The sequence below is a fragment of the Janibacter sp. GXQ6167 genome (assembly GCF_041365945.1).
Classification (GTDB): Bacteria; Actinomycetota; Actinomycetes; order Actinomycetales; family Dermatophilaceae; genus JBGFSK01.
Window position 1 is genome coordinate 1 of record NZ_JBGFSK010000005.1, and the last position, 22,844, is coordinate 22,844.

The 22,844-nt window shown below is 69.2% G+C and carries 24 protein-coding genes, 2 tRNA genes and 1 pseudogene; 10 read left to right on the top strand and 17 right to left on the bottom strand.

Going from position 1 to position 22,844, the window contains the following annotated elements; translation table 11 throughout:
* Window positions 1-100: 100 nt before the first annotated feature.
* The 4 genes from AB8K43_RS08500 to AB8K43_RS08515 are packed head-to-tail and all read right to left on the bottom strand — an operon-like array spanning window position 101 to window position 5,123.
* A complete protein-coding gene (locus tag AB8K43_RS08500; protein WP_370893396.1) occupies window positions 101-640 on the bottom strand; it encodes a hemerythrin domain-containing protein in 540 nt (179 codons plus the stop codon).
* An 18-nt stretch (window positions 641-658) separates the two neighbouring features.
* Window positions 659-1,234, bottom strand: a complete 576-nt coding sequence (rsmD, locus tag AB8K43_RS08505) for a 16S rRNA (guanine(966)-N(2))-methyltransferase RsmD (protein WP_370893398.1) — start codon at window positions 1,232-1,234, stop codon at window positions 659-661.
* A gap of 8 nt (window positions 1,235-1,242) precedes the next feature.
* Window positions 1,243-3,447: an ATP-dependent DNA helicase RecG gene (locus AB8K43_RS08510; RefSeq protein WP_370893399.1), complete on the bottom strand. Its 2,205-nt coding sequence runs from the start codon at window positions 3,445-3,447 to the stop codon at window positions 1,243-1,245.
* Window positions 3,448-3,449: 2 nt separating this feature from the next.
* Entirely contained in the window at window positions 3,450-5,123 is a 1,674-nt protein-coding gene (locus AB8K43_RS08515) for a DAK2 domain-containing protein (RefSeq protein ID WP_370893401.1), read from the bottom strand.
* A 170-nt stretch (window positions 5,124-5,293) separates the two neighbouring features.
* Between AB8K43_RS08515 and rpmB the strand changes: the two genes are divergently transcribed.
* Window positions 5,294-5,488: a 50S ribosomal protein L28 gene (gene rpmB, locus AB8K43_RS08520; RefSeq protein WP_370893403.1), complete on the top strand. Its 195-nt coding sequence runs from the start codon at window positions 5,294-5,296 to the stop codon at window positions 5,486-5,488.
* Between the two features lie 92 nt (window positions 5,489-5,580).
* Here the strand turns inward: rpmB and AB8K43_RS08525 are convergent, their stop codons facing one another.
* Window positions 5,581-6,579, bottom strand: a complete 999-nt coding sequence (locus AB8K43_RS08525; protein WP_370893405.1) for a thiamine-phosphate kinase — start codon at window positions 6,577-6,579, stop codon at window positions 5,581-5,583.
* A 77-nt stretch (window positions 6,580-6,656) separates the two neighbouring features.
* On the opposite strand from AB8K43_RS08525, the gene AB8K43_RS08530 reads away from it, so the two are divergent.
* Both AB8K43_RS08530 and AB8K43_RS08535 read left to right on the top strand, forming a co-directional pair.
* Window positions 6,657-6,890 carry an Lrp/AsnC family transcriptional regulator gene (locus AB8K43_RS08530; RefSeq protein ID WP_370893948.1) on the top strand — a complete coding sequence of 78 codons (234 nt, stop codon included), beginning with the start codon at window positions 6,657-6,659 and terminating at the stop codon, window positions 6,888-6,890.
* Window positions 6,887-7,339, top strand: coding sequence for a DUF3515 family protein (locus AB8K43_RS08535; protein ID WP_370893949.1), 453 nt, complete (start codon window positions 6,887-6,889; stop codon window positions 7,337-7,339). Before AB8K43_RS08530 ends, AB8K43_RS08535 begins: the two co-directional genes overlap by 4 nt.
* A gap of 6 nt (window positions 7,340-7,345) precedes the next feature.
* Here AB8K43_RS08535 and AB8K43_RS08540 read toward each other — a convergent pair whose 3' ends face one another.
* Window positions 7,346-8,476 (bottom strand): D-alanine--D-alanine ligase family protein, encoded by a 1,131-nt coding sequence (locus AB8K43_RS08540; RefSeq protein ID WP_370893407.1) that lies wholly within the window; start codon window positions 8,474-8,476, stop codon window positions 7,346-7,348.
* 37 nt (window positions 8,477-8,513) lie between these two features.
* Here AB8K43_RS08540 and AB8K43_RS08545 point away from each other — a divergent pair, with 37 nt between their 5' ends.
* Window positions 8,514-9,596, top strand: coding sequence for a PLP-dependent aspartate aminotransferase family protein (locus AB8K43_RS08545; protein ID WP_370893409.1), 1,083 nt, complete (start codon window positions 8,514-8,516; stop codon window positions 9,594-9,596).
* Between the two features lie 25 nt (window positions 9,597-9,621).
* Here AB8K43_RS08545 and AB8K43_RS08550 read toward each other — a convergent pair whose 3' ends face one another.
* Window positions 9,622-10,620, bottom strand: a complete 999-nt coding sequence (locus AB8K43_RS08550; protein ID WP_370893410.1) for an NAD(P)H-dependent glycerol-3-phosphate dehydrogenase — start codon at window positions 10,618-10,620, stop codon at window positions 9,622-9,624.
* Window positions 10,617-11,393 (bottom strand): lysophospholipid acyltransferase family protein, encoded by a 777-nt coding sequence (locus tag AB8K43_RS08555; protein ID WP_370893412.1) that lies wholly within the window; start codon window positions 11,391-11,393, stop codon window positions 10,617-10,619. The genes AB8K43_RS08550 and AB8K43_RS08555 overlap by 4 nt, the downstream gene beginning before the upstream one ends.
* A gap of 104 nt (window positions 11,394-11,497) precedes the next feature.
* Between AB8K43_RS08555 and AB8K43_RS08560 the strand changes: the two genes are divergently transcribed.
* Together AB8K43_RS08560 and AB8K43_RS08565 are read left to right on the top strand one after the other, a co-directional pair.
* Complete coding sequence (locus AB8K43_RS08560; RefSeq protein WP_370893414.1) at window positions 11,498-11,710, top strand: hypothetical protein; 213 nt, start codon at window positions 11,498-11,500, stop codon at window positions 11,708-11,710.
* 85 nt (window positions 11,711-11,795) lie between these two features.
* Window positions 11,796-12,497, top strand: coding sequence for a hypothetical protein (locus AB8K43_RS08565; RefSeq protein ID WP_370893985.1), 702 nt, complete (start codon window positions 11,796-11,798; stop codon window positions 12,495-12,497).
* Window positions 12,498-12,553: 56 nt separating this feature from the next.
* On the opposite strand, the pseudogene AB8K43_RS08570 reads toward AB8K43_RS08565, so the two are convergent.
* From AB8K43_RS08570 to leuC, 3 genes and pseudogenes are all read right to left on the bottom strand, one after another.
* A pseudogene (locus AB8K43_RS08570) lies at window positions 12,554-12,754 on the bottom strand (HU family DNA-binding protein); the annotation flags it as partial.
* Window positions 12,755-12,894: 140 nt separating this feature from the next.
* A complete protein-coding gene (leuD, locus tag AB8K43_RS08575) occupies window positions 12,895-13,485 on the bottom strand; it encodes a 3-isopropylmalate dehydratase small subunit (protein WP_370893416.1) in 591 nt (196 codons plus the stop codon).
* A gap of 17 nt (window positions 13,486-13,502) precedes the next feature.
* Window positions 13,503-14,936 (bottom strand): 3-isopropylmalate dehydratase large subunit, encoded by a 1,434-nt coding sequence (leuC, locus tag AB8K43_RS08580; protein WP_370893418.1) that lies wholly within the window; start codon window positions 14,934-14,936, stop codon window positions 13,503-13,505.
* Between the two features lie 157 nt (window positions 14,937-15,093).
* Here leuC and AB8K43_RS08585 point away from each other — a divergent pair, with 157 nt between their 5' ends.
* On the top strand, window positions 15,094-15,843 hold the full coding sequence (locus tag AB8K43_RS08585) for an IclR family transcriptional regulator (protein WP_370893420.1): 750 nt from the start codon (window positions 15,094-15,096) through the stop codon (window positions 15,841-15,843).
* A 104-nt stretch (window positions 15,844-15,947) separates the two neighbouring features.
* The gene (locus AB8K43_RS08590) at window positions 15,948-16,394 is read left to right on the top strand and encodes a hypothetical protein (RefSeq protein ID WP_370893422.1); all 447 of its coding nucleotides are present in this window, start codon (window positions 15,948-15,950) and stop codon (window positions 16,392-16,394) included.
* 76 nt (window positions 16,395-16,470) lie between these two features.
* Here the strand turns inward: AB8K43_RS08590 and AB8K43_RS08595 are convergent.
* From AB8K43_RS08595 to gltX, 3 genes are all read right to left on the bottom strand, one after another.
* A tRNA-Glu gene (locus AB8K43_RS08595) sits at window positions 16,471-16,543 on the bottom strand.
* A 102-nt stretch (window positions 16,544-16,645) separates the two neighbouring features.
* Window positions 16,646-16,717 (bottom strand) — tRNA-Gln (locus AB8K43_RS08600).
* 59 nt (window positions 16,718-16,776) lie between these two features.
* A complete protein-coding gene (gltX, locus tag AB8K43_RS08605; RefSeq protein ID WP_370893424.1) occupies window positions 16,777-18,435 on the bottom strand; it encodes a glutamate--tRNA ligase in 1,659 nt (552 codons plus the stop codon).
* A gap of 61 nt (window positions 18,436-18,496) precedes the next feature.
* Here gltX and AB8K43_RS08610 point away from each other — a divergent pair, with 61 nt between their 5' ends.
* On the top strand, window positions 18,497-19,129 hold the full coding sequence (locus AB8K43_RS08610; protein WP_370893426.1) for a class I SAM-dependent methyltransferase: 633 nt from the start codon (window positions 18,497-18,499) through the stop codon (window positions 19,127-19,129).
* Between the two features lie 7 nt (window positions 19,130-19,136).
* On the opposite strand, the gene AB8K43_RS08615 is transcribed toward AB8K43_RS08610, so the two are convergent.
* Both AB8K43_RS08615 and AB8K43_RS08620 read right to left on the bottom strand, forming a co-directional pair.
* Complete coding sequence (locus AB8K43_RS08615; protein ID WP_370893428.1) at window positions 19,137-19,910, bottom strand: fumarylacetoacetate hydrolase family protein; 774 nt, start codon at window positions 19,908-19,910, stop codon at window positions 19,137-19,139.
* Window positions 19,911-19,919: 9 nt separating this feature from the next.
* Window positions 19,920-20,777, bottom strand: coding sequence for an SGNH/GDSL hydrolase family protein (locus AB8K43_RS08620; RefSeq protein ID WP_370893430.1), 858 nt, complete (start codon window positions 20,775-20,777; stop codon window positions 19,920-19,922).
* Between AB8K43_RS08620 and AB8K43_RS08625 the strand changes: the two genes are divergently transcribed.
* Window positions 20,772-21,677: a 3-methyladenine DNA glycosylase gene (locus AB8K43_RS08625; RefSeq protein WP_370893432.1), complete on the top strand. Its 906-nt coding sequence runs from the start codon at window positions 20,772-20,774 to the stop codon at window positions 21,675-21,677. The genes AB8K43_RS08620 and AB8K43_RS08625 overlap by 6 nt on opposite strands.
* On the opposite strand, the gene AB8K43_RS08630 is transcribed toward AB8K43_RS08625, so the two are convergent.
* A complete protein-coding gene (locus AB8K43_RS08630) occupies window positions 21,631-22,818 on the bottom strand; it encodes a PucR family transcriptional regulator (RefSeq protein WP_370893434.1) in 1,188 nt (395 codons plus the stop codon). The two genes, AB8K43_RS08625 and AB8K43_RS08630, sit on opposite strands and share 47 nt — an antisense overlap.
* Window positions 22,819-22,844: the final 26 nt, after the last annotated feature.

Below are 22,844 nucleotides of genomic sequence, written 5' to 3' on the forward strand. Positions count from 1 at the left end.
ACCTCCGGGTTGGAGTGGGCCTTCGACAAGCCACATCCCATTCGGAGGTTCTCGTTCGTTCAAGCAGGCGCGCTGCTACCAACCTGATGGCCGGGTACACCTAGTCGTCGAGCAGGCCCTGCTTCTCGGCCGCCGAGACGATCCGCTCGAGATCTTGGATCGAGCCGCACCCCTCGGCGAGCAACTCGTTGCGGCGCGCGGCCCACTTCTCGCCCATTTCGGTACGAGCCGTCGCCGAGACATCTTCGCGAGCTGAGCCGAGGACGTCGAGTTCCTCTTCGCAGAGGTGGTGGTAGACGACCGAGCTGAGGGCCTCGACGGCCTCTTCGTACTTCTTGGTGTCGGTGCCGACGCACTGCATGAGGGTGAGGAGCTCCTGGTGGCCCTCGGCGTGCTCCTCCTCGCCGTGCTCCTGCTCGTGGGCGGTGATGGCCCGGCGGCGGCGCAGGCCCGGCAGGACGAGCTCTTCCTCGGCGCGGGCGTGGGCGACGTGGAGCTCGGCGAAGGCGAGCCGAGCGGTGTCGCGCCCGTCGACGGCGCCGCGCATCTGGCGGAGCAGGTCTTCCATCAGCCGATGATCATCGAGGATGAGGTCGACGATGTCTCCGGAGATGGGGCGGGGAATCTCGTACGTGGTCATGTCGAAAGAACCTACTGGCTAGATCTGGTAGTCAGGGGCCGTGACCTCGGCAAACCACAAAACGGTCTCGCCATAGGCCTTCTTGTCGCTGCGGACCAACTCCGGGGGCCAGGTCGGCTCCGGCGAACGGGAGGAGCGCTCGACGACGACGAGCCCGCCATAGCTCAGCCACTCGCGCGCGAGGAGCAGCTCCAGGACCTCCCCGAGCGACTCCTCCGACACGTCGTACGGGGGGTCGGCAAGGACCAGGTCGTAGTGCAGCGGCGGCTCCCGGTCGAGCGCCGCCTCGACGGTCCCGGCCTGGACTCGGGCGCCCGCGATCCCGGTGTCGGCGATATTGGCCCGGATGACGCCGACCGCACCGCGGTCGGATTCGACCAACAGCACGCTGGCGGCGCCGCGGCTCGCCGCTTCCAGACCCAGCGCTCCGGACCCGGCGTAGAGGTCCATCACGTGGGCGCCCTCGATGACATCGCGTGCCTGGAGCGCCGAAAAGAGCGCCTCCCGCACGCGATCGCTCGTCGGCCGGGTGCCCTGGCCGCTTGGCGTCTTGATCCGGCGCCCGCCGGCCTCCCCGCTGATGATCCGCGTCACGGGCACCATCATCCCTTTTCCAAGTACGCGGCTTGCTCCGCGTCCACCCACGACTCGACTTCGGCCGCGAGAAGGGGGTGCGCCGTAAGGTCGGGATCGGCGGCCAGCAAGGCCCCAGCGTCCTCGCGCGCGGCGATGATGAGGTCCTCGTCTCGCAGCAGCGACAGGTGCTGAAGTTGGGAGTGCCCACCGTGTTGACGCACCCCGAGGACATCACCCTCGCGGCGCTGGCTGAGGTCGAGACGCGCTAACTCAAAGCCATCGCTGGATTGGGCGAGCGCGCCAAGCCGCTCCTGCGCGCTCGGCGCCTCGCTCGCGGTGAGGAGGAGGCAAAGCCCCGGGTGCCCTCCCCGACCAACTCGTCCGCGCAACTGGTGCAACTGCGAGATCCCGAAACGGTCGGCATCGACCACGACCATGACGCTGGCATTGGGGACATCGACCCCCACTTCGATGACCGTGGTCGAGACGAGCACGTCGATCTCGCCCGCGGCGTAGCGGCGCATGATCGAGTCCTTATCGTCCGCGCTCATCCGGCCGTGCAGCATCTCCATGCGCAGACCCGTCAGGACCGGCGTCTGCCGCAGGGTGTGCAGCACCTCGTGGACGCTCGCGAGCGGGCGTGCTGGGGGCTCCGGCGCTCCCTCGTCGATGAGCTCGAAATCGTCCTCCTCGAAGGGGGTCTCGCTCACCAGGTCGAGCCCGTCGGTCGCGTCAGCATCCTCATCACCGCCGATCCGGGGGCACACGACATAGGCCTGCCGACCGCCGCGCACCTCCTCGGCAACTCGCGCCCAGGAGCGCTCGACCCAGACCTGCTTGTCGGTCGGCACGACGTGGGTGGTGATCGGTTGGCGCCCTCGGGGCAGTTCGCGCAGCGTCGAGGTCTCCATATCCCCAAAGACGGTCATCGCGACCGTCCGCGGGATCGGCGTTGCCGTCATCACGAGGACGTGGGGCGGGTGTTCTCCCTTGGCCCGCAACGCATCACGCTGCTCGACCCCGAAGCGGTGCTGCTCGTCGACGACGACGAGCGCGAGATCGGCGAAGGAGACGGTCTCCTCGATCAGTGCGTGCGTGCCGATGACAATCCCGGCCTGACCCGAAGCGATCTCGAGCAGCGCCTCGCGGCGCGCCTGCGTGCTCATCGATCCGGTGAGGAGGGTGACCCGGGTGGCGTGCTCCGCCCCACCGAGCATCCCCGCCTCGCCGAGATCACCGAGCAGGGCGCGGATCGAGCGGGCGTGTTGCGCCGCGAGCACCTCAGTGGGCGCGAGGAGGGCCGCCTGTCCCCCGGCGTCAACGGCCGCGAGCATCGCGCGCAGCGCGACGATCGTCTTGCCGGAGCCGACCTCGCCCTGCAGGAGGCGATGCATCGGGGTATCCCGCGCCATATCGGTAAGAATCTGCGCGCTCACCTCCTCTTGGCCGGCGGTGAGGGTGAAGGGGAGCCGCTCGTCGAAGGCGTCGAGCAGGCCCCCTTCCTGGCGCCCTCGGCCCCTCGTCGCGATCTGCGCCTGCTGCCGGCGGCGCTGCCCGAGGATCACCTGCAGGACGAGGGCCTCCTCGAAGCGCAGCCGTTCCCGCGCGCGGGCCAGCTCATCCCAGGATCGGGGGGTGTGGATCCGGCGCAACGCTTCGTCGCGGCTCAGCAACCCTCGCCGGTCGACCACCTCCGCGGGCAGCGGATCGGGGACCTCGTCGAGGTGCTTGAGGACAAGCCGGACGCACTCGCTGATCGTCCAGGAGTGCGCACCCGGGACATGCCGATAGATCGAGATGAGGCCACGCTCGGTATCGCCATCGAGCTTCTCCAAGGGGGTGTACCCGGGGTGGGCTAACTGCCAGCGCCCCCGGTAGCGCCCGACCTTGCCGCCGAAGAGGTAGTCCTCGCCGACGATCAACCCGCGATCGTGCCCCTGCGCGGCGTGGAAGAAGGTGAGGTCCAAGCTGTTGCGCCCATCGGTGATCGCGACCTCCAGACGCGACCCTCGACCACTGCGGTTGCGCCGCAGCGCTTTACGGGCCACGCGCGCGACGGCGACGAGGTACTCCCCTTCGCGTGGATGACCGAGGTCGGCCTGCGCGCTGCGGTGTCGCGAGGGCCAGAAGTCGAGCAGGTCCCGCACCGTGCGGATCTGGCGGTGCTTGGCGAGGTTGTCCGCCGCCTTCCCACCGAGAATGGTCTTCAGGAGCGTCTGCTCCGTCGCCACGCCTACTCGACCCCGATGAGCAGCGGGTAAGCAGGCTGGCCGCCATCGACGACCTCGATCTCCACACTGCGGTTGTCAGCGCGCACGTGCGCGCTAATCGCCTCGACCACGCCGTCGGGGAGATCCTGCCCGGTCACCAGCGTGAGGAGCTCGGCTCCGCCGCCGCTCACGGCATCGACGACCTGCAGCGCGACCTCATGGAAATCATTGCCGACGATCGTGATGTCCCCTCGGACGACGCCGAGGACTTCACCGACCTCGCACACCCCACCGCTCGTGAGGCCCGACTTCACCGCGATCGTGACCGCCCCATGGCGCGTCGCCGCGGCCGAGCGGGTCATCGAGACGACGTTGTGCCGCGCCGAGCGCCCGGGTTCGTAAACCGCGAGCGCCGCGATGCCCTGTACGGCGGTCGTCGAGTGGACCACGTGGACCTCTTGGCCTTCTTGACCGGCGGCCTGGGCCGCGGCCTCGGCGGCCATCAGGGTGTCCTTGTCGTTGGGGAGCAAGATCACTTCTGCCGCGCCGGTAGAGCGCACCGCCTCCAGCAGTTGTCCCGCTGAGGCGCGCCGCGCCGGCCCGGACTCGACGACCGTGGCCCCCTCGGCGACGAAGAGCTCGCCGATACCGGGGCCAGCGGCGGTCGCGACGACCGCGAGGCCGATCTTCGGGCGCGGCCGCAAAGCGGGCTGAAGGGGGTTGACCTGGACCCGGTGCGGTCGCCCGGCGGCGACTCCTGCCTCCAGCGCTGCCCCGATGTCGTCGACGTGGACGTGGACCGACCACAGGTCCTCGCCGCTACTACTGACCACCACGCTGTCGCCGAGCTCGTCGAGCCGGGTACTTAAGCGAGCGACCCGCTCATCATCGGAGCCATCGAGCAGGTACATCACCTCGAAGTCGGGGCTGTCATCGCTCTCGGCCCCCTCACTCCCTTCGGCCCAGGCACCACCGGGCTCGGCGGCCCACTCGTCGCGCCTCGCGAAGGAGACGTTGAGGGTGAACTCGTCGACGGCATACCCCTTCAGCGGGGCCCGATCGCGGACCACGCGATCAAGGGCCTCGAGGAAGAGGAGGTAGCCCGCCCCGCCCGCATCGACGACGCCCGCGTCGCGCAGCACGCTCAACTGCTCGGGCGTACGCGCGAGGGCGTCGCGAGCCGCTTCAACCGTGCGCTCGGTCACGACCGCGAGGCTCTCTCCCGCAGCGGCGAGTGCGCTCGCCGTCGTCGCCGCGACATCGGCGACGGTGAGGATCGTGCCCTCTTGGGGTCGCATCACGCTGGCCCGAGCGCGCTCGGCAGCCTTGGTGAGTCCTTCGGCGATGACCTGTGGGCCCACCTCCTGATGACCCGCCGCCGCGATCACCTCGGTGAGCCCGCGGATCAGTTGGCTGAGGATCACCCCGGAATTGCCCCGTGCGGCCAGCAACGAGGCGCGCGACATCGCCGAGGCCTCCTCCACGAGGTCGCTGGTCCCAAGGATTCCGCGCCGTTCGTGCTCATTGCGCACGGCGTCGAGGGCCTCGTCCAAGGTGAGGTACAAGTTGGTGCCGGTGTCGCCATCGGGGACCGGATAGACGTTCAGCGCGTCGATCTCGGCACGGCGGGCCGCGAGGGCAGCGCGGGTCACCACCGCCCAGCGGCGCAGGGTCGAGGCGTCGATCACATCCAGCACGGTGGCAGGCTATCCAAGGGCCCCGACGAACCGGCGGCGATGATCGCGTTTTGGGTGATTGGCCCGGCCTCGGCTACGCTTAACCGGTTGCCTGCCAGGCGAGTGCAGTTCACGCACGCCCGCCGGCTCGCACCGAAGACCAAGTACACCAACCATTTCAGGAGATACCCGTGGCTGCCAACTGCGAAGTCTGCGGCAAGGGACCGAGCTTCGGTCACTCCATCTCGCACTCGCACCGCCGCACCAAGCGTCGCTGGACCCCCAACATCCAGCGCGTGCGCGCCAAGGTGGGCGACGCGGGAGCGACCCCGAAGCGTCTCAACGTCTGCACCTCGTGCCTGAAGGCCGGCAAGGTCACCCGCTGACCTGAGCCTGCCTCAGCACCACCCGCGAAGGGCCGATCACGTCACGTGATCGGCCCTTCGCGCTACCCCGCTGCAGGAGACCCCGGGGGGCACTAGCCGCCGAAGTGGTCCCACCCTCGCGGGGCCAGGGGCTCGCCGTCGAGCAGCACCCTTTCGCCATCGGTCACCATCCCGATGATCCGCCAGCCGGTCGGCACATCGCGGCGCGTGGGGAAGGTCGCGAGCAGGCTGTGTTCTTCTCCGCCGGAGAGCACGCAATCCCAGGCTCGGTCCCAGCCCACCGCTGCGGCCGCGTGGAGGGCGTCGAGTTCCATGGTGTCGCGCAGGATCTCGAAGCACACCCCGCTCGCGCGCGCCACCCGATGAGCATCGCGGGCCAGCCCGTCGGAGATATCGATCATCGAGGTGGCTCCCGCGTCGGCCGCGACCACACCCTGCTCGATCGGCGCGCGCGGAGCGCGGTGGTGGGCGATGGCCTCGGCCGCCTGGTCGGAAGGGGGCATCCGTCCCCCTTCGCCCACTCCTCCCTGGAGAAGCAGCAGGCCAGCGTGGGAGCGCCCGAGGGTGCCGGCGACCGCGATGAGGTCTCCGGGCCGGGCGCCGCCGCGACGGACCGGCTCGCGCCCGTCGAGGTCCCCCAGCGCGGTCAAGGACACGACGCGCGCCCCGGGACCGGCCGAGGAAAGGTCGCCACCGACGAGGGAGATCTCGTAGGCGGCCGACTCGGCGGCAAGGGACTCGGTCAATTCGCTCACCCAGGCCACCGGGGTCTGCCCATCGGCGATCAGGGTCGCGAGCAAAGCGGTAGGCCGCGCTCCCATCGCCGCGATATCGGCGAGGTTCTGGGTGACGATCTTGACGCCCACGTCGGTCGCGCTCGACCAGTCGTCGCGCCAATCCCGGCCGAGGACCATGGCGTCCGTGGTCGCGACCGTCCGTGCACCCGTCGCGAGGACCGCAGCGTCATCTCCGGGCCCCAGGACCTGCACCGCCGTGGCGCGCAGCATGGGGAAGAGGCTCGCGAGGAGTTCGTCCTCCCCCACCTCGTGCAGGGTCCGCGGATCGGGGGGCGATACGGGGTGTGAGTCCACGCTTCGGCACGGTAGCGTCTTGACGTGAAGGCGGCGCACCGGCGCACCGGCTAAGAAGCATGGGGAGTGACGTAACGATGGTCCAGGCATACATCCTGATCCAGACCGATGTGGGCCAAGCGGGCTCCGTCGCTCAAGCGATCGCCGAGATCCCGGGCGTCGTCCAGGCCGATGACGTGACCGGCCCCTACGACGTGGTCGCTCGGGTCGAGGCGGACAACGTCGATGAGCTCGGTCGCATGGTGATCGCCCAGGTGCAGGGCCTCCACGGCATTACCCGCACCCTGACCTGCCCGGTCGTGCGGGTCTGAGCGCATCACGCGGACGAGCGCTCGCCGCCGTCCTCCTCGTTGTCGCCACCGCCACCGGATGCTCTGGGGCGGTCGAGGTCGCCGTCCCCGACGCTGCCAGCGATCCGGCGTGCGCCCAGGCCGCGGCCGAATGGCCGACGACCATCGATGGCCATGACCAGGTCGAGACCGACCCCGCGTCGCCAGCCCTACGTGCCTGGGGTGACCCGGCGATCATCGCGCGCTGCGGCGTCCCTGCCCTCACGCCGACCACCGATCCCTGCGTTGGGGTAAATGGCGTCGACTGGGTCGCAGAGGACTTAAGCGATGGCACGCGCCTGACGACCTACGGACGTGATCCCGCGATCGAGGTGCTCGTCCCGAGCGATTACGGCTCGGCCGCGATGATCGCCGTCGACTTCGAAAAGGCCGCCAAGGCCCTCCCGAAGAACGGCCACAACTGCGTCTAGCCCGTCCTACCGCAGACCGACCTCACGCTCGAGCGCCAGGCCAATCAACTCGTCGATGAGTTCGGGGTAGGAGAGGCCACTCTCCTGCCACATCCGCGGGTACATCGAATGCGGCGTGAAGCCGGGCATCGTATTGATCTCGTTGATCAGGACCCGCCCGTCTTCGGCATAGAAGCAGTCGACGCGCGCGAGGCCCTCGCACCCCAGCACCTCGAAGGCTTCGGCCGCGAGGCGCTGGACCTCGGCAGCGACCTCGTCCGGCAGCTCCGCGGGGCAGGACAGCTTCACCGCGGACTCATCGAGGTACTTCGCCTCGAAGTCATAGAAGTCGTGACCGTGGCCCGCCTCGACGACGATCTCGCCGGGAAGGGAGGTCCGCGGCCGCTCGGTCCCGTGACCCTGGAGGACCGCGCATTCGATCTCGCGGCCGACGATCCCCTCTTCGACGATCACCTTCAGGTCGTGCTCGCGCGCGGCTTCGATGGCCGCTGCCAGGCCGCTCGGGTCGTCGACCTTGCTGACGCCCATCGACGATCCGGCGCGACATGGCTTGACGAAGACCGGATAGGTGAGGCCGTCGAGGCTCGCGAGCGCGGCGTCATGGTCGCGCTTCCACGCACCGTCGGTGATGACTCGGAAGGGGCCGATGGGCAAGCCGGCGCCCTCGAAGACGATCTTCATGTAGTGCTTGTCCATGCCGACCGCCGAGGCCAGCACGCCCGAGCCGACATAGCGGATGTCGGTCAGCTCGAGCATCCCCTGGATCGTGCCATCCTCGCCATACGGCCCGTGCAGAAGGGGGAAAACCACGTCGACCTCACCGAAGGCCCGCAGCGCTTCGCCCGGCTCATGGACCTGGACGGTCCGATCCGAGGTGCTCGTCGGCAGCGTGACCTCGGTACCCGTGTGGGTCACCTGCGGGCGGTGAGTAGCGGTGAGCTCCAGGGGCGCGGGGTCGTCGGCGACGAGGACCCAGGCACCATCGCGGGCAATCCCGACCGGGACGACGTCGTAGCGCTCGCGATCGATCGCGCGCAGCACCCCGGCCGCGGTGGCGCAGGAGACGGGATGCTCGGAGGAACGGCCGCCGAAGACGATGGCGACCCGAGGCTTGCGGGTGTTTTGCTGGCTGGTCATCGGGTCCAACCGTAGCCGCCCTCGTAGGCTGACGACCGTGTCACACCCCGAAGACCTCGCTCCCGCAACGATTGCCGTGACCTCGGGACGGCCCGAGCCGACCCCCGGCGCGCCGGTCAACCCGCCGCTGGTGCTCACCTCGACCTATGTCGCGGACGGACCGACCAATTACGCGCGGGTCGATCAGCCGACGTGGACCCCCTTCGAAGAGGCCGTCGGTGCGCTCGAAGGGGGTGAGGCTCTCGTCTTCTCGTCGGGGATGGCCGCGACCGCGGCGGTCCTCTCGCTCTTTGCGCACGGCGCGATCGTGGTGGCTCCCGCCGCCGCCTACAACGGGGTGGTCGTCACCTTGACCGAGCGCGCCGCGCGCGGTGACCTCGAGGTGCGCTGGGTCGATGTCACCGACCCTGACGCGGTGCTGGCCGCTTGCCAGGGCGCCGACCTGCTGTGGTTGGAGTCCCCCACGAACCCCCTCCTCGACCTCGCCGATCTCCCCACCCTCATCCGCGGGGCGCGCGAAGCAGGCGTGGTGGTGGCGGTCGACAACACCTTCGCCACTCCCCTGCTCCAACGCCCCCTCGCCGACGGAGCCGACCTCGTCGTGCACTCCGCGACGAAGTACCTCTCGGGCCATTCCGACGTGATCCTCGGAGTCGTGGTGGCCGCCCCGGACGAGGACGGGCGACTCCTGCGCGAACAGCTCGCCCGGCATCGCACCCTTCACGGCGCGATCGCCGGACCCTTCGAGACCTGGCTTGCCCTGCGCGGCCTGCGCACCCTCGCGGTGCGCTTCGAGCGCGCCTGCGCGAATGCCGCCGTGATCGCCGAGCGGTGCGCGGCCCACCCAGCGGTCCGCCGCACGCGCTACCCGGGCCTGGGCGCGATGGTCTCGATCGAGGTCGGCTCGATCAAGCGGGCCGAGGCCCTCGCCGCGACGACCCGCCTATGGTCGAATTCGACGAGCCTCGGCGGGGTCGAATCCCAGTTGGAGCGCCGCCGTCGGCAGCCGGGTGAGCCCGAGACCACGCCGGATGACCTGGTGCGCCTGTCGGTGGGGATCGAGGACGTCGCAGACCTCTGGGCCGATCTCGAAGTGGCCCTAGACGCCCTGCCCACCTGACCCAAGCGAGCGGGCGCCAAGCGGTCTAGGCGGTCTCGGGCTTGCGGCGACGGCTCAGCAGATCGCGCACCATCGCGTCGACCGACTTGCCTTCATGCACTGCGGCATTGACCTGCTCGGTGATCGGGACATCCACGCCGTGCTGCCGGGCGAGGTCCAGGATCGAGGCGCACGACTTCACCCCTTCCGCTGTCTGGCGGGTCTCGGCCTGCACCTCGGCAACGCTCATCCCTTGCCCGAGCCGCACGCCGAAGGAATGGTTCCGCGATAGCGGCGACATGCAGGTCGCGATGAGATCCCCGACCCCGGCCAGCCCGGCGAAGGTCCGCGGGTCCGCGCCGACCGCCACGCCGAGCCGAGTGATCTCAGCCAGTCCCCGGGTGATGATCGAGGCCTTGGAGTTGTCCCCCAATCCGAGCCCCTCGGCCATGCCGACGGCGAGCGCGATGACATTCTTGACCGCCCCGCCGACCTCCGCGCCGATGATGTCTTCGGAGGTATACGGACGGAACCACGGGGTCGCGCACGCCGCTGCCACCGCATCCGCCCGATCGTGATCGGGGCAGGCGACCACCGTCGCCGCGGGCTGCTGCTGGACGATCTCGCGGGCGAGGTTCGGCCCGCTCACGACCGCGATCCGATCGGTTTCGACGCTGGCAGCCTCGGCGATGACCTCGCTCATCCGCCGGGTCGTGCCGAGCTCGATCCCCTTCATCAAAGAGACCACCGTGGCGTCGCTCGGGAGTGCTTCGCCCCACGACGTGAGGTTGTCGCGCAAGGACTGGCTCGGCACCGATAGCACCACGATGCGCGCATCCTCGGTGGCCTCCGCCGGGTCGGTCGTCGCCCGGATCCCGGCCGGAAGGGGGATCCCCGGCAGGTAATCGTCATTGGTCCCGGCGTTGATCTGATCCACGAGCTCTTGGCGACGTCCCCACACGGTGACCTCGTTGCCGGCGCTCGCGAGGATGCTGGCAAACGCGGTACCCCAGCTCCCAGCGCCGAAGACGGTGACCTGGCTCATCGTGGGTTCTCCTCGCGGTGGGGGTGGAAGTTGCCGGTCGTCGGCAGGCCGTGGGCCTTCGGATCCATGCGTTGCCCGGGGGCACGCTCACCCCGCAGATGCTCGAGCTGCCGGGTGATGGCCTGCATGATGCGGTCGGTCGCCTCGACGACGGTGGCGGTCGTGAGGTGCTCGCCGGAGGTGGGATAGAGGTCGCTGAGCTCGACCGCAGGTCCGAATCGCACCTGGACGGTCTTGCGGGCGCCCGGCACGAGGCGCGGCACGTGGCCGTACGGCGCGATGATCTTGTGCTGGCCCCACTGGGCGATCGGGATGACCGGTCGGCGCGAGGCGAGGGCGAGCCGGGCGGCGCCGGTCTTGCCGCGCATGGGCCACAGGTCGGGATCGCGCGTCAGGGTGCCCTCGGGATAGATCGCGACGCATCTGCCGTCATCGAGCGCTCGCACGGCATCGGCGAGCACATCGGCGGCGCGGGCGGATTCGCGGTACACGGGTACCTGACCGGTGGAGCGCAGGAAGGCGCCAAGCGCCCGGTTGCGGAAGAGTTCGGATTTGGCGAGGAAGACCGGCGCGATCCCCCGGTTGTACAGCACGTGCGTCCACGGGAAGGGGTCGAAGTACGAGATGTGATTGGGCGTCGCGATGAACCCGCCGTCGTCGGGGATGTTGTCCAGTCCAGAAACGTCATACTTCGTCGTCATCGTCAGCAGCGGACGGGCGATATTCGCTCCCAGCCGGAACATCCGCGGCGCTGCCTCGGGATGACGACCCATCGACCCTCCTCGGACGCGCACGCGTCGGGAGAGGTCCTCATCGACGCACGAGGCCGGTGGACACCGGCATCGCCCACACCCTAGCCGTCGCTACGCTGCCCCGTATGCAGGCAACGGTCTCTTCCCACGACCCGGACACCGGCGCCACGGCGGTGCTGACCGATGACGGAATCCAGTGGCACGCAACGGGAGAGGTCTTCGCCGCGAGCGGCCTGCGCTTCGTGCGTCCCGGCCAGCGCGTCTCGATCGAGATCGACGATCAGCAGGTCGTCCGACTCTGGATCGTCGGGATCGGCCCGGACGAAGTCATCCGCTGATCACCCGATGCGGCCCCCTTCCTGACGGAGTCAACGAAGGGGGCCGCATCGGCCGGGTGCAGACGCTCGCTACGACGAGGAGCTCGTGCTCTCGCTGCTCGCCGGGCTCGAAGTCGCGGCCGCCGGGGTCGGGGTCGCCTCGGGGGGCGTCGCCGGGCTCGTTGCCGGGTTGGCTGAGGCTGGCGGCGTGCTCGCAGCCGTCTTCGTCGCGGTCGACTTCTTCGCCGTCGTCTTCTTGGCCGGGCTCGCGGTCGACTTCTTCGCGGTCGACTTCTTGGCCGGGCTCGCGGACGTGGACTTCTTGGCGGTCGACTTCTTCGCCGTGGTCTTCTTGGCCGGGCTCGACGACGACGCCTTCTTCGCCGTCGACTTCTTCGTCGTCGTCTTCTTGGCCGGGCTCGAGGACGACGTCTTCTTCGCCGTCGACTTCTTCGCCGTGGTCTTCTTGGCCGGGCTCGAGGACGACGTCTTCTTCGCGGTCGACTTCTTCGCCGTGCCCGACGAGCTGCTCGACTCGGCCGCCGGCGCCGACTTCTTGGCCGCGGTCTTCTTCGTCGCGGTCTTCTTGGCGGTGGTCTTCTTCGCCGGAGACTTCTTCGCCGCGGGAGCCTTCTTCGTCGGGACCTTGGCCGAGGGACGCGGCGCCGGCTCATCGCCCGCCCCGACCGCCTTCAACGCCGAATCGGCCGCGACGATGGCGGCCCGCGCCGTGTCGGCAGCGGCCCCTGCGGCGGCTCGGGCGAAGGCGGGCGCAGCAAGGGGCAGGCTCAGCGGATCGGCGACATAGCTCTTAAAGCTGGTCCCGGGCTTGAAGCGCGGCACGGTCGTCTGGTCGATCTTGACCGCCTCGCCGGTGCGCGGGTTCCGTCCCGTGCGGGCCGCTCGGGCAGCCTTTTCGAAGGTGCCGAAGCCGGTGATCGCGACGCGACCGCCCTTCGCTACCTCTCGCACGATGGCGTCGAGGACCGCGTCGAGGGCCTCGGTCGCGGCCTTGCGGCTGCCGAGGGTGTCCTCGATGGCCCGAATGAGCTCTGACTTGTTCACGTCAACTCCCTTGTACAGTCTGGCCCGATCGAGCGTCTTCGCTCGGTCTTGCCTCTTGACCGTAGGGGGCTGCAGTGGTCAGGTCCAGGTTTAGCGCGGCGCGTTTTTTAGTTGCGCGCCAAGCGGTTCCGCGTGAGCGCTCAACTGACTGTGACCGGCTTCCAGCTCGGGCGGTCCTTTTCGAAGGCCGTGACGTCCTCTTCGTGGCGCAGCGTCAAACCGATGTCGTCGAGGCCTTCGAGAAGGCGCCAGCGGGTGTAGTCGTCGACCTCGAAGGCACAGACGAGTTCGCCGGCTGTGACGGTGCGCGCGGTGAGGTCCACGGTGATCTCGGCGCCGGGATTGTTGTCGAGGTACTTCCAGAGCAACTCGACGTCGTCTTGGGTCACCTGCGCGGCGAGCAGGCCCTGCTTGCCCGAGTTGCCGCGGAAGATATCGGCAAAGCGCGAGGAGATGACCACGCGGAAGCCGTAGTTCATCAGCGCCCAGACGGCGTGTTCGCGGGAGGAACCGGTCCCGAAGTCGGGTCCGGCGACGAGCACCGATCCCTGCGCGTAGGCGGGCTGGTTCAAGACGAAGTCCCCGTCACCGCGCCACGCCGCAAAGAGCCCGTCTTCGAAGCCGGTGCGCGAGACGCGCTTTAAGTACACCGCCGGGATGATCTGGTCGGTGTCGACATTGCTGCGGCGAAGGGGGACCCCGACGCCGGTGTGGGTCGTGAACTGCTCCATGGCTCTGGTCTCCTTCGTTACGCGGTGGCGGCCGCGTGCTCGGCAGCGGTCGGCAGGGGGTCGAGATCGTCTGGGCTGGAGAGGGTTCCGCGCACCGCGGTCGCCGCCGCGACGAGCGGGCTGACGAGGTGGGTGCGTCCCCCCTTCCCCTGGCGACCCTCGAAGTTGCGGTTCGAGGTCGACGCGCTGCGCTCGCCGGGAGCGAGAGTGTCGGGGTTCATCCCGAGGCACATCGAGCAGCCGGGCAGGCGCCACTCGGCACCGGCCGCGGAGAAGACCCGGTCGAGGCCCTCGGCCTCGGCCTGGAGGCGGACCTTCGCCGACCCGGGCACGACCAGCATCCGCACGCCCTCGGCGACCTGGCGCCCGGCGATGACCTCTGCTGCGGCCCGCAGGTCCTCGATCCGGCCATTGGTGCATGACCCGACGAAGACGGTGTCGACGGCGATCTGCCGAAGGGGGGTGCCGGCGGTCAGGCCCATGTACTCCAGGGCGCGCTCGGCAGCGACCTTGTCGTTGTCATCACCCATCTGCTCGGGGTCCGGCACGCTCTCACCGAGCGGGGACCCCTGGCCCGGGTTCGTGCCCCAGGTGACGAAGGGGGTGAGGGTCGAGGCATCGATCGTGATCTCGGCGTCGAAGGTCGCGTCGTCGTCGGTGCGCAGGTTGCGCCAGTGGGCGACGGCAGCATCCCAGTCCGCGCCCTTCGGGGCATGCGGGCGGTCCTTCAGATACTCAAAGGTGACCTCGTCCGGGGCGATCATCCCGGCGCGGGCACCGGCCTCGATGGACATATTGCACACGGTCATCCGCGCTTCCATCGTGAGCGCCTCGATGGCTTCTCCGCGGTACTCGAGGACATAACCCTGACCGCCGCCCGTCCCGATCTTGGCGATCACGGCCAGGATGATGTCCTTGGCGGTGACGCCCGGCCGCAGGGCCCCGGTCACATTGATGGCCATGGTCTTAAAGGGCTTGAGCGGGAGGGTCTGGGTCGCCATCACGTGTTCGACCTCGGAGGTCCCGATGCCGAAGGCAAGCGCCCCAAACGCACCGTGGGTCGAGGTGTGACTGTCGCCGCAGACGACCGTCATGCCGGGCTGGGTGAGGCCGAGCTGCGGACCGACGACATGCACGATCCCCTGCTCGGCGTCGCCCATCGGATAGATGCGCACCCCGAACTCGGCGCAGTTGGCCCGCAGGGTCTCGACCTGGGTGAGGCTCACCGGATCGGTGATCGGACCCGGCGTTGTCGGGACGTTGTGGTCCTCGGTCGCGAGGGTGAGGTCCGGACGGCGCACGGGGCGCCCGGCCATCCGCAATCCCTCAAAGGCCTGGGGGCTCGTCACTTCATGGAGGAGATGCAGGTCGATGTAGAGCAGATCCGGTTCGCCGTCTGCCCGCCGGACGACGTGCTCGTCCCAGACCTTCTCGGCCAGTGTTCTCGCCATCGGTGCTCATCTCCTCGTTTCAAGGACCTTCGACGCCCGCCGCGTCGCGAGCGGGCGGCGCCCTCGGTGGTGACCGGTCAGGCGCTCTCGTGAGACTGACATCTCACCGACCGCCGCGGGTCTTGCGTCTCATGCTCTGAGATGGGAATATCACGCTATGGACACCGGAAGTGGAGTCGGCGTGCTGGACAAGGCCGCCGTAGTGCTCGGCGCGCTCGAAGCAGGGCCCTCAACCCTTGCCCAACTCGTCACCGCGACAGGCCTCGCCCGGCCGACGGCCCACCGCCTCGCCGTCGCCCTCGAACACCATCGCCTCGTCGCGCGCGATATGCAGGGGCGCTTCGTCCTCGGACCGCGCCTCGGCGAACTCGCCGCGTCTGCGGGCGAGGACAAGTTGCTCGTCGCTGCCAACCCGGTGCTCGGCGCCCTTCGCGATCACACGAACGAGTCAGCGCAACTCTTCCGCCGTCAGGGCGAGCACCGCGTGTGCGTCGCTGCTGCCGACCGACCCGTCGGATTGCGCGATTCGATCCCGGTCGGCGCCACCTTGTCGATGCTCGCCGGATCGGCCGCGCAGGTCCTGCTGGCATGGGAAGAGCCCGATCGCCTCCACCGCGGCCTCCACGGCGCCGCGTTCACCGCAACCCAGCTCTCCGCCGTCCGTCGGCGCGGGTGGGCTCAAAGCGTCGGCGAGCGCGAGCCCGGTGTGGCCTCGGTCTCCGCACCGGTCCGCTCCCCCAGCGGTCGGGTGATCGCGGCCGTGTCGATCTCGGGACCCATCGAGCGACTCTCGCGCCAGCCGGGCCGCCTCCACGCCGCCACCGTCATCGCCGGGGCGAACAAGCTGACCGAGGTCCTCCAGCGTCATGCCGCGGCCGCGATGGCCGCCGACCGGGACACCGAGTAACCGCCTTGGCCCTCACCGCCGCGATGTATCAACACCCGGTGGGGGCGACTCCTTCCTCATGGCTGGATCCGCACGGGGCGGACCAGGCGCTGGCAGGAGGGGAAATGGATCAGCGGTTACTCAGCATCATCGTGAAGGTCCCGCCGGAGGCATGGGACGCCATCGTCCCGATGGGCCCGCTGCGGGAGCGCTTTGCTACCGAACGGGTCAGCGCGCAACTGGACAAGTTTGCGCTCAACCCACGGACCGTCTCGTCGGCGGTCATGGGCGCTCGCCTCGTCCACGCGATGTTTGCCTCGAACCCACCGACCAAGGCGGGGATGTCGGCCTTCGTCGAGGATCTGGACAACTGGTGCGGCACCGGCTACCCGCGATGGTGGGTGAAGCCTCCGCGCGGACCGCGCTTCGATGTCACGGAGTTCTTCCTCGGCGCCGGGCTCGCAACGCTCGCGCTCGCGGCAGGCTTCGAGCACAACCCGGAGCTACAGACCGAGTTGGGCGAGCGTGGCGAGCGGCTGCTCGCCCAGGCGCTCGACACCGCGGCGGCGTGACCAGCCCGGGCTGAGCACACAAAAAGACCCCCGCCCTTCCACGATGATGGAAGGGCGGGGGTCTTTGCTACCGATGTAGCCCCGACGGGATTCGAACCCGCGCTACCGCCTTGAGAGGGCGGCGTGCTAGGCCACTACACAACGGGGCCAGGTGCGCTCTTTTGCGAGAGCAACGGAGGAAACCCTACCTGACGGTGGCGTCTCGACCGAATCCACGCGACTCGCCTCGCAGAGGCGATCAGCGTGAAGCGCTGGGGTACCAGGACTCGAACCTAGAACGACTGAACCAGAATCAGCTGTGTTGCCAATTACACCATACCCCAAGGGGTATCGCTTCCCCTTCGTCACGCGTGACGCGCGGGCAGCGAACCGAGGGGCAACACTACCCGGCGCTTCCCCCTTCACCCAAATCGCGGCGAAGGCGGCGCAACCGGGCCAGGGTGGAGTGCTTGCCGAGGATCTCCATGGATTCAAAGAGCGGGGGGCTGATCCGCTGACCCGACACCGCCGTGCGGAGCGGGCCGAAGGCGAAGCGTGGCTTGATGCCCATCCCGTCCACGATGGCCTCGCGCAAGGTCGCCTGGATCTGCTCGGCGTGCCACTCATTGCCCTCGCGGTTCTCCCCGAGCACGCCGGGGGCCTCGCTCAGCGCATCGAGTGCGGCGATCGCGGCGTCGAGCACGGCTGGCGCGTCGGGCTTCAACTGCGCCAGGGCGTCCTCGGCGATCGGGAGGTCTTCGTCTGCCGTGTAGAAGGGGGCGACGAGCGGCGCGGCTTCGGTCAACAGCGCGATCCGGGTCTGGATGAGCTCGGTGATCTCCTCCAAGCGGGCCAGTTCGCCCATGCCGTACGACTCCGGCAGCGCGCCCCCTTCGACCAGATACGGGATGAGGCGCGAGGCCAACTCGGGGACGGGGAGGTCTCGGATATAGAGGCCGTTCAGCCAATCCAACTTCTTTAGATCAAAGATCGGGCCGACGACGTTGACCTTGTCCCACCCGAAGTCGCGGCTGAACTCCTCGAAGGTGAACTTCTCGACGTCATTGCCCTCGGCGTCTTGGGCCGGCGGGTAGGCGAGCAGGCCGAGGAAGTTCACGAGCGCCTCCGGCAGGTAGCCCTGCTCCTGGAACCAGGTGAGGCGCGCCCACGGGTTCTTGCGCTTGGAGATCTTGGACTTGTTTTCGTTGCGCAGCAGCGGCATGTGCGCGAACTTGGGTGCCTCGAGCCCCAGCATCCGGTAGAGCAGGATGTGCTTGGGGGTGGAGGAGATCCACTCCTCGCCGCGCACGACATGGGTGATCCCCATCTCGTGATCGTCGACGACGACAGCGAGGTGATAGGTCGGGAAACCGTCGCCCTTCAGGATCACCTGGTCGTCGGGCATCGGCGCGCTCACCGTCCCGCGGATCACATCGTCGAAGGTCGTCGGCGCGTCCTCGGGGATCAGCATCCGCACGACGGGGGTCTCCTGGAAGCCCGGGAGCTCGGCGCGCTCCTCGCGGGTCTTGCCGTAGCAGAGGCGGTCGTACCCGGTCGGCTGCTTCAGCTTTTGCTGCCGCTCGCGCATCTCGGTGAGGCGCTCCGGGGTGCACCAGCAGTAGTAGGCGTCGCCGGAGGCCAGCAACTTCTCGACATACGGCCGATACGTGTCCAGCCGCTCGCTCTGCCGGTAGGGCGCATAGGGGCCGCCGATGTCCGGGCCTTCGTCCCAGTTCAGACCCAGCCAGTGGAGGGTGTCGAAAACCTGCTGCTCCGAGTCGGCCCGAAAGCGCGCCCGGTCGGTGTCCTCCACGCGCAGGACGAAGCGTCCCCCTTGCTGACGGACGAAGGCGAGGTTGAACAGCGCCATGTACGCGGTCCCGACGTGCGGGTCTCCGGTCGGCGACGGCGCGACGCGCAGCCGGGGGGTCGCGGCAGCGTCGGCGACCACGGTCGCGATCGCGGCGGCAGCGGCAGGGATCCCGCCGAGGGCGACGCTCGCGAGGTCATTGGCGGAAGGGGTGGCGGTGGCGGACGGTCGGTCCGTGGGCGTGCTGGTCATGATGGCTCCGATGCTAGCCGCCGAAGGGGGCTCCGCGAGCCGCCCGGTTAGCCTGGCTCTCGTGAGCGAGACCGCCCGTGAGCCCAATGCCTGGGAGTTGAAGCTGCGCGCCAACCCCGGCCACTCCGCCTGGTACATCGAGCGCTTCCGCGCGATGGAGCGCGCCGGCAAGGACATCGTCGGGGAGGCCCGGCTGATCGATGCGATGCTCCCGCGCGGCTCGCGCGTGCTCGACGCCGGCAGCGGGCCGGGCCGGCTCGGCGGGTACCTGCACCACGCCGGACACCAGGTGGTCGGGGTCGATTACGACCCGGCGCTCATCGAGGCTGCACAAGCGGACCACCCCGGGGCGACGTGGCTCGCAGGTGATCTCGCCGACCTGGATCTCCCGGCCCTCGGCATCGATGCTCCCTTCGATGCAATCGTGTGCGCGGGGAATGTGATGACCTTCCTCGCGCCGAGCACCCGCGGGGAGGTGCTGCGCCGCTTCGCTGCGCACCTCGCTCCCGGAGGGCGCGTGGTGATCGGGTTTGGCGCGGGGCGTGACTACCCCTTCGAGCGCTTCCGCGCCGACGCCTCGGACGCCGGGCTGCGCGAAGAGTTGCTCCTCTCGACCTGGGATTTGCGTCCCTTCACGCCGAGCAGCGACTTCCTCGTGGCGGTGCTCGGCTCCCGCGACGAGATCACCCCGTAACGCTCGTCTACTCCGCGGCGACGAAGGGGTTGCTCAGCGTGCCGATCGCGTCGATGTCGATCTCGACCCGCTGCCCGGCCTCGACCGGGCCGACCCCGGCGGGGGTGCCGGTCAGGATCACGTCGCCCGGGAGCAAGGTGAAGGCCTTGGACGCGTAGGAGATCAACGCCGCGACCCCGTGCACCATGTCGGAGGAGTGCCCGTCCTGGACGACCTCACCATCGCGCCGGGTGACGATCGCAACGTCGGCGGGGTCTAGGTCGGTTTCGATCCAGGGGCCCAGCGGGCAGAAGGTGTCGATGCCCTTGGCCCGCGCCCACTGGCCGTCGCCGCGTTGCAGGTCGCGGGCCGTGACGTCGTTCGCGATCGTGTAGCCGAAGATCACCTTCTTGGCCTCTTCGGGCTCAATGTCCTTACAGATCCGCCCGATGATGACGGCGAGCTCCCCTTCGTAGGACACCTCAGAGGTGATCGGCGGGATGATGACCGGATCGCCCGGGCCCACGACGGCGGTGTTGGGGATGAGGAACATCAGCGGCTCATCGGGGACCTCATTGCCCATCTCGGCCGCATGGTCGGCGTAGTTGCGCCCGATGCCGATCACCTTGCTGCGCGGGATCACGGGAGCGAGCAGCCGCACCTCATCGACCGTGGTCGTCTTCCCCGTCAGCTCGATGCGTTGGTACAGCGGGTCCCCGGTGACCTCCGCGATCTTCTCGCCTGCTCCATCGACCAGCCCGTAGACCGGTTCCTCACCTGTCGTGTACCTCGCAATACGCACGCCGACACCCTACCGAGACGAGTCGGCCGCCAGCTGCGCGAGGATCTCGTCGCCCACCTTCTTCGCGCCGTCATCGGTCAAGTGGATGTCGCCGACCGCGCACCGCCAGGTGGAGGCGCACACTGCCTTCGCGTCGGGGATGACCGACTCCATCCGGACCACGCGCCAACCTTCGGCGCTCGCGGCGTCCCGGATCGCCGCGTTTAAGCGGTCGATCATCGGGGTGGTCGCGGTGGCGAGCGCCGTCGGCTCGCCGTCATCGTCGAGCGCGAGGAAGGGGTTGTAGTAGGTGAGGACGACGAGCTCGGTGTCGCTGTCCGCTGCTTGTCGAAGCCGACGCAGGATCTCGGGGAGCCGCTCGTCGACCGCTTCGGCACCGCGGCGAGCACACTCCTGATCAATCTTCGGCCAGGCGCAGCGCAGCAGATCGTTGCCGCCGATATCGAGGGTGATGAGATCCACCGGACCGCTCCGCTCCGCGAGGACCTTTTCGGCGGCGGCGACCTGATTGCCCTCGGGATAGCGACACTGACCGCCGTCCAACATCTGCCCGACGCGTTCGCCCGAGCAGGCAAGGTTCACCATCTGAAGCGTCGGGACGCTCTCGGCGAGGCCGGTCCGCACCCGCGCCGGGTACGACGTCTCGACGTCGTCTCCTCGGCGGGGCTGATAGCCCGCGGCGAGCGAGTCACCGAGCGCGAGATAGAGCGGTGCTGCCGGGTCGGCGGACGTCGACGACGAAGTGCTGGAAGGCGGAGGCGAAGGGGTCGAGGTCCCTTCGGTCGCTGTGTTTGACGCTCCCGAACAGCCAGCGACGAGCAGCACTGCGGCCGCCGCGATGGATCCGATTACCCTGCTCCCGTGCATGCGACCATCCTGCCTCGTGAGGTGTGGCAGGCTCGCGCGGCCACCCACGCCGACCGGATCGACGCGCTGACCGCCGGGCATCGGGCCCGACGCGGGACGGGTGAGCGGCACCCGGTGCAGGACTTCCTCTTCGAGTACTACAACCACCCACCGTCGAAGTTGCGCCGCTGGCACCCGGGTCCCGGCATCGCCCTGGAGGGGGTCACCGGAGATCCGCGCGAACGGTGGTCTGGGTACACCGTCGACCGCGACGTGCAGCGACTCGATCTCGACCGGTTCGTCGAGCGAAGGGGGCGCACGCTCGACTTTGTCTCCCGGCTGCTGCGCGCGACGCTCGCTCGACCAGCGCACCTCGGCTGCTTCGGGCTCCACGAATGGGCGATGGTCTACCGCCTCGCGCCCGGCGAGCAGCGACACGAACAACTGCCCCTCCGGCTCAGCCAAGCCGACACCGACGAGGTGGTGAGAAGCCACCGCATCGCCTGCTCCCACTTCGACGCGTATCGCTTCTTCACCGAGCCCGCGGCGCCGCTCAACGCCCTTCGCCCGACGCGAGAGAGTCAGGCCGAACACGAGCAACCCGGCTGCCTCCATGCGGGGATGGACGCCTACAAATGGTGCTTCAAACTCGCCCCAGCGATCCCGTCGGAGCTCACCGCGGATGCCTTTGAGTTGGCGCTGCGGATCCGCGAGCTCGATATGCAGGCCTCGCCGTACGACGTGAGGGAGTTCGGGCTGGACGCGATCCCGATCGAGACCCCAGGCGGCAAGGCCGAGTACCTGCGCCGTCAGCGGGCCTTCGCCGAGGAGTCCAATGCCGTGCGGCGCCGTCTCTTGGAGACGATCACCACCATCACCGGCGCCGGCTCTGCATCACCTGGTTCACGGCAGAGAGCGTGACCAGGCCGAGGTGGAGTTCGAGGCGGGCGCGACCATCGCGCAGATCGAGGCCGGTGACTGCCTCGATCCGGCCCAGCCGGTAGTACAGGCTCTGCCGGTGCAAACCGAGGATCTCCGCGGTGCGGGCGACGCTGCCCCCGGCGTCGAGATACGCGAGCGCGGTGTGGGCCAGTTCTTCATGGGCGAGGAGAGCAGCCACCGCTGGCGTCCTCACTGCGTCGACGACCTCGTGGCCAGCTGACCCGCCAAGGACGCGCATGACGCCCAGCTCTGACCACACCCCCAGGCGATCATGGCCAGGCAGGAGCGCGACCGTCCCGAGGGCCTGACGTGCCTGGACCCACGACCGTCGCAGGTCGGCCAGGGCGACCGGGTCCCCTACCCCCGCAATGACTCCGGCGCGACGCGACCCCCCTTCTCTCGACCGGACCTGCTCCTCCAACTCGGCGACGAGGTTCGCCATCGCCTGATGGACCCGACCTTCGGCACCGTCCTCGCAGGGCAGCACGACGAGCACCCCATGGTCGTCGTCGGCGAGGACGCCGGGCCGTGGGGCGAGACCACTTGACTCCAGTCCGGCCTGGCTCACGAGGGCACCCGGCTCGCCGGCCGACCGACCGATGACGGCGACGAGGACCCTCCCCGGAAGACCTGAGGCTCGGGCGAGGACGGCGGCCGCGACCTCGGCCGCTCCGAGAGGCGCTTGGAGCAACTCGTGGACCAATCGGGCGGTCTCGCGCCGCCGGGCCTGGTGGCGTGCGAGGAGGTCTCCCGCCTGAGCCGCGAGCGGCATGACGTCGGCGAGCGCCTCATCGGCGATGGGTTCGCCGGCTTCGATGGCCCAGAGGTATCCCTGAACGACACCGCGCGAGCGCGCGGGGATGCAGACGCGAGGGCTAAGCGCCCGCTCCGGGTCCCCGGGCACTCGGACCGGATGGCGGGCCCGGGCGATCCCGAAACTTTCGAACCAGGCGCGGGTCTGCGCCGATACCCCCCGCCGCAGGATCGTCTCGAGCCTTACGGCATCGGCCTGGTCGACCTGAGCGGCGAAGGCCACCAGACGAAACGCCCTGTCCTCCAGGGTGACTCGGGCGCCGAGCCGGAGCGAGACCTCGTCGACGACGTCCTGCAAATCACTCATCGCTGCCCCTTTGCCCGCGGTTCCCC